Here is a 4,801-nt window from a genome sequence, read left to right on the forward strand (position 1 = left end):
CTTAATCCCTCCTACAGCATAGGTTATGGCTTTTTGTCAACGGGGAAGTCCAGTAATATAACTTCAATAAAAGCCCTTAATTTAGTGGAGACAATGAAAGCAGCTTTTCCCGAAGCCATGATTGAAGTGCCATCTGGTTTAATTGAGTTAATGACAAATGACTTAAAAGACCGTCATGTTCTAGCAACTGCTGTTATGGCTAAAGCTAATCTAATTTTAACTAATAATCTTGCCGATTTTTCCCTGTCAGCTTTAGAAACTTGGGGTATAAAGGCTCAATCTCCTGATACTTTTTTAAGTCATTTGTTCGATGAATATCCCGAAGAAATTAAATTCAGTCTAAATCGGCAGGTCGAGAAATATAAAAATCCTCAAAAATCTCTAGCTGAATTACTAGAGTTTTTAGATAAAAAAGCTAATTTATCTAATTTTTGTCAAAAGATAACTAAAATTCTTTGATATAACTGAACTTCTCCAGTGTAAATGTACTAGCTATCTAAACATGGCTACAGAGGGAATCGCTTACTCTAGAGATTGATGACACTATCTGTTACAATCAAGTTAGCGATCGCTATACAGCGAACTCTAGGGAATCGCTCCACTCCAGATACAGTCAACGGTAAAGCCATTTTCAAGTGAAAAATGTACCCAGTAGCCTCTTTTCAATTTTTTCTGAGAAGCTCCATAAGGGTTTTGTTAATTTTTTAGTATTTCTGTATGGGGGAAGTCCAGTTATTACAGGATTCAACGTTTCTGACCCTGATGTTCTCTATTCTCTGGTTACTCATCAACCCATTCAACTCTTACAAAAAAGCCAGAATCAAGATTCTTTAAGTCAGGCAATTGTTTAGACCTCTTGCAAAAGTCTTAAGTCGATCCTTGTACAGCAACATTTTTGAAGATTATCAACTACTAATAAATAATTAACTGAAAGTCCCTCCCATTATTGTTTCTATCGTTTGTTTTCGGATTTATGCAAGAGACCTTTTAGATTAACTTGATTGCCTGGGAATTCAGATTGGGATGACTAATTAACGTGAGTACGGGTTAAGCTGAAACTCTTATTCTGCCGTTGGCTGGAACCCTGATTCCCGCGTTGAGGAAGTCTCAAAATAGCCTTAACGCGAACATCAGATTAATTTAACCACGAGTTATGATCGCAAAAAAAGTGATTTTTTGATTATTGATACTTATCAAGGGATTCCAATTATCAATCAAGCCGAGTTACTCGCTCTTTTCTAAGATCACTGAGATTTTTTTAAGGTTAAAAAAGATGGTAAAAATAAACCCCTTCAAGTGACTAAATGAAGGGGTGATTGTGCGTTTTTCATTGATGATTTTTAGGAGACTTTTGTGGTTTCCTTTTCTGTCGATTGGGAGGGTTTTAGTTTGCGCTTGAGGATTGCACCTGTACCCAATGCCCCAAGGGTTAATAAGCTGAGGAATGTAGAGGGTTCAGGTACAGTTTCTACATCTGGTGCAAGAGCTTCTAGTTTATCTCCAAACGTATAAACTAAGTTTTCTTGAGTCGGCTCTAGTGTAAGACTAAAAAGAAATTTATTGTTTAACACTTCATAGTTTCCTGCATTCCCACTGAAGGCATTAACTATACGCTGTTCAATCACGCCGTTAGAATCGCTAAATGATAAAGAAAAGAATGAATTGCTTGTTCCAAGACTTATAGTAGGCTCAATAAGTCCACTTGAATTTGATTGCTCTATCTCTATCTGATAAAGATCTATTGCATCAGCAATAGAGTCATTAAAAAAGTTAAATGGATCAGATATTTCTCCCGATGCTACTCTTGCACTTAAACTGATTTTTGGATTGTCTGCAATACTTGGGACACGAGGAATTCCATTAAACTTTGTTCCAGAAGATAAAAATACATCTAGGCTAAGGGTAGAAAAATTGGTAAATCCTGGGCCAATGGTTAATGGATCAGATAAAGCTACTGTCATAGAAACAGGTAAGTTTTCTGCTTGACCAGGAAAAATACTTGCTCTCACACTAGATGTAAAAATAAGATTACCCCCAGCATCTTGTACTAAATCTGAACGAACTTGACCTGAGCCATCTGTACCGTGTAGTTCAATGAGAAACGTAGCATCGTCTTCATATCTGTGTTGTAAACTTTTAAATCCTAAATCTATAGCTGGTAATGGAGGATGCGCATTGAAAAGATAAAATGTACCTGTTGGTACTATGCCGAAAATTTCGAGAGGTGGCTGTCCTATTTGCCTACCGAATATACTTCTATTATTAGAAGTGACAGTCGTAGCGGCAACCAGATTGGTTGTTAATAACAGGCAGGAAGAACTTAATAAGCTTCCAAGTATGAAGGTTTGCAAAGATTTTCCAAACATCACTTTCTAATAAAACTAAGTACGATTGCATCCCTCGCAGCTAGGTCAAGCAACAGCCCAACCCAACAACAAAGACGGACAACGGAACTATACACACTACCCCCCCCCGACAAAGTATCAAAAGCTACAATTTAATAAATCTTTATATTTCTCTCCCTAGCAGCGACTCCCAAAGGAAGGAATCTCAATTAGTTTGCCCTGTTTTACTCCTTCTCAGGCAAACTATCCTCTTCCGTGAGGGATTGTGGCGCAGTATGTCGGATTCGCCTTTGCGTTCTCCCTTGACTGCCCCTCAACGCGATCGCTAACCCAAATTAAGCACGATTACCCCGCACCAACCAGATGATAGACTAGGGATACGAGCTTTTATCAAGGCATCGCCATGACCACCAACGCAGCAAAAACCCAATGGCAGTATTTAGAGAAGCGTCCTCATTCCTGGCGACAGCAGCTTTACCTTAAGGGAAAGAAACTAAGAGCCTATACAGTTTGGTCGGATCTGCTGGTCAACGGTGATACCGTCCTAGAAGCAGCAGATAATTGGGATTTACCCTTAGCCGCGATTCAAGAAGTTATTTGTTATTGCCAAACCCATCAGTCTCTTTTGCAACAAGAGGCAGAAGAAGAACGCCGTTATTTAGAAGAAAGGGGAGTAGTGCTTGAGCCTTCGGTTACTCATCGATGAAGACTCCCTCGCCAAGGTTCTTGTCAAAATACTGAGAGTTGCTGGTCACGATGTCATAACGGTCAACGAAGTAGGACTTTCTGGACAGCCTGATCCTGTTGTCTTGAACTATGCCCGACAAAACAATCGAATCCTGCTAACTCATAATTGCCGAGATTTTGAAGCCCTCCATCAAGAAAGCCCCCGCCATTCAGGTATTTTGGCCATTTATGAGAATAGGGACTACTCAAAAAATCTCAGTAGAGGGGAGGTTGTTAAGGCAATCGCCAATCTTGAAACGGCTAACATCCCTCTGTCTAATCAGTTCATCTCCCTGAACCACTGGAACTACTAATCCTAGCTCTTCCTGAACAGCGACTCACAGAAGAAACAGTCTCAGGTGCTTTCCCCCGTTTTACTCCTTCTCTGGCGAACATCCTCTTCTGTGAGGGATTGTGGAGCGGTATGTCGGATTCGGTATTATTTATAAATATCACCACGAGAACCGATCTCAGTGATAATGAAAAGCCGTTCTTCTCGATTGACTTGCATTAATACCCGATAATTACCAACTCGCAGACGATAACCCTCACGCCCTTTAAGTTTCTTGAAATCTGTCTGAGTAGGACTAACCAGCAATTGATCCAGTTCATTTAAGATACGCTCTTGGCTACGAGGCTGTAACCGTTTTAGGTAACGCTCGGCTGGTTTTAAGATGATGTAACGCCACATCCTAATTCAGCCTTTAACTTTACTAAGGATTTGCCAGGATCGCGCCCTTCTAGATACTCCTGATAGGCTTTCTCTGCCGTTTCAATTTCTTCGGGAAGCACGTCATCAGCCGTCTCAGAAGTTTCTAAATACTCTAGGAATTGCTCAATATCTACAGCACTTTGGTCGTTCATGCTACTGCCCTTACCTCCTTATTGTTTTTCTGGCTTTCATTTTAAGTTTTACCACATTTATAAGTGTATCCTAAGAGTGCGATCGCATCGATTCACAGGAGAAGGAATCTCAATTAGTTTCCCCTGTTTTACTCCTTCTCAGGCGAACTATCGTCTTCCGTGAGGGATTGTGGCGCAGTATGTCGGATTCGCCTTTGCGTTCTCCCTTGACTGCCCCTCAACGCGATCGCTAACCCAAATTAAGCACGATTATATTGCCATAAAGCCGTAGAGGCTTGGTCTCCAACCCCTTGAGGACAAGATAGGCTGCACCCGCTCATTCTGTCGGCTGGAGAGGGGAAACCCGTTACTGATTCTGCTCACAGAGAAGGACTAATTTTATTGGTGTAGAATAGAGACAATTATTGAGAGAGAAAGAAAATGAGCACTATTTCCCTTGAAATTCCTGAAGAAATCTTAATTAGTCTCAAAGAAACTCCTGAAAATCTATCAAGAGAATTAAAAATATTGGCAGCCGTTAAACTTTTTGAACTTGACAAACTATCTTCAGGACGTGCAGCCCAATTAGCCGGAATGTCACGAGTAGAATTTTTAACTATTTTGGGGCGTTATCAAGTCTCCCCTTTTTCTTTAACGACTGAACAATTGGAACAAGATATTGTCAATGCCTAATCCTCAAGTCATTGTCAACACCTCTCCTCTACTGTACTTACATCAAGTGGGCTATTTGGAATTGCTGGTTCTTCGTTACTTAGTATGGTTCGATAGGGGAGCATAAATCGACTAAATCCTTATCTGGCAAGAGACTTAATTGATTAGTTCGCTCTAGATCAAAAACAATTGACAAAAATCGCCAAATGTCTTTC

Annotated in this window: 7 protein-coding genes; 4 read left to right on the forward strand and 3 right to left on the reverse strand. The window is 40.3% G+C overall.

Features of this window, described 5'->3' with window-relative positions; genetic code table 11:
* Positions 1-459: VapC50 family PIN domain-containing toxin (locus IM500_RS05330; protein WP_287737902.1), on the forward strand; the 459-nt coding region annotated here is incomplete at its 5' end.
* Between the two features lie 881 nt (positions 460-1,340).
* On the opposite strand, the gene IM500_RS24700 is transcribed toward IM500_RS05330, so the two are convergent.
* The gene (locus IM500_RS24700) at positions 1,341-2,366 is read right to left on the reverse strand and encodes a PEP-CTERM sorting domain-containing protein (RefSeq protein WP_008200093.1); all 1,026 of its coding nucleotides are present in this window, start codon (positions 2,364-2,366) and stop codon (positions 1,341-1,343) included.
* A gap of 382 nt (positions 2,367-2,748) precedes the next feature.
* Here IM500_RS24700 and IM500_RS05340 point away from each other — a divergent pair, with 382 nt between their 5' ends.
* Both IM500_RS05340 and IM500_RS05345 read left to right on the forward strand, forming a co-directional pair.
* Positions 2,749-3,051 (forward strand): hypothetical protein, encoded by a 303-nt coding sequence (locus IM500_RS05340; RefSeq protein WP_079209850.1) that lies wholly within the window; start codon positions 2,749-2,751, stop codon positions 3,049-3,051.
* On the forward strand, positions 3,026-3,385 hold the full coding sequence (locus IM500_RS05345) for a DUF5615 family PIN-like protein (RefSeq protein WP_079209849.1): 360 nt from the start codon (positions 3,026-3,028) through the stop codon (positions 3,383-3,385). The genes IM500_RS05340 and IM500_RS05345 overlap by 26 nt, the downstream gene beginning before the upstream one ends.
* Before the next feature lie 125 nt (positions 3,386-3,510).
* On the opposite strand, the gene IM500_RS05350 is transcribed toward IM500_RS05345, so the two are convergent.
* Both IM500_RS05350 and IM500_RS05355 read right to left on the reverse strand, forming a co-directional pair.
* A complete protein-coding gene (locus IM500_RS05350) occupies positions 3,511-3,762 on the reverse strand; it encodes a type II toxin-antitoxin system RelE family toxin (protein ID WP_004162546.1) in 252 nt (83 codons plus the stop codon).
* On the reverse strand, positions 3,741-3,935 hold the full coding sequence (locus IM500_RS05355; RefSeq protein ID WP_190722253.1) for a hypothetical protein: 195 nt from the start codon (positions 3,933-3,935) through the stop codon (positions 3,741-3,743). Before IM500_RS05355 ends, IM500_RS05350 begins: the two co-directional genes overlap by 22 nt.
* A 420-nt stretch (positions 3,936-4,355) precedes the next feature.
* On the opposite strand from IM500_RS05355, the gene IM500_RS05360 reads away from it, so the two are divergent.
* Entirely contained in the window at positions 4,356-4,607 is a 252-nt protein-coding gene (locus IM500_RS05360; protein ID WP_002764591.1) for a UPF0175 family protein, read from the forward strand.
* Positions 4,608-4,801: the final 194 nt, after the last annotated feature.

This window comes from Microcystis sp. M179S2 (assembly GCF_020245805.1).
GTDB classification, from domain to species: domain Bacteria; phylum Cyanobacteriota; class Cyanobacteriia; order Cyanobacteriales; family Microcystaceae; genus Microcystis; species Microcystis aeruginosa.

Bases quoted from the DNA above. Each gene is read 5' to 3' on its own strand.
- IM500_RS05360 (WP_002764591.1), top strand. From the start codon at position 4,356: ATGAGCACTATTTCCCTTGAAATTCCTGAAGAAATCTTAATTAGTCTC.
- IM500_RS24700 (WP_008200093.1), bottom strand. From the start codon at position 2,366: ATGTTTGGAAAATCTTTGCAAACCTTCATACTTGGAAGCTTATTAAGT.
- IM500_RS05355 (WP_190722253.1), bottom strand. From the start codon at position 3,935: ATGAACGACCAAAGTGCTGTAGATATTGAGCAATTCCTAGAGTATTTA.
- IM500_RS05340 (WP_079209850.1), top strand. From the start codon at position 2,749: ATGACCACCAACGCAGCAAAAACCCAATGGCAGTATTTAGAGAAGCGT.
- IM500_RS05350 (WP_004162546.1), bottom strand. From the start codon at position 3,762: ATGTGGCGTTACATCATCTTAAAACCAGCCGAGCGTTACCTAAAACGG.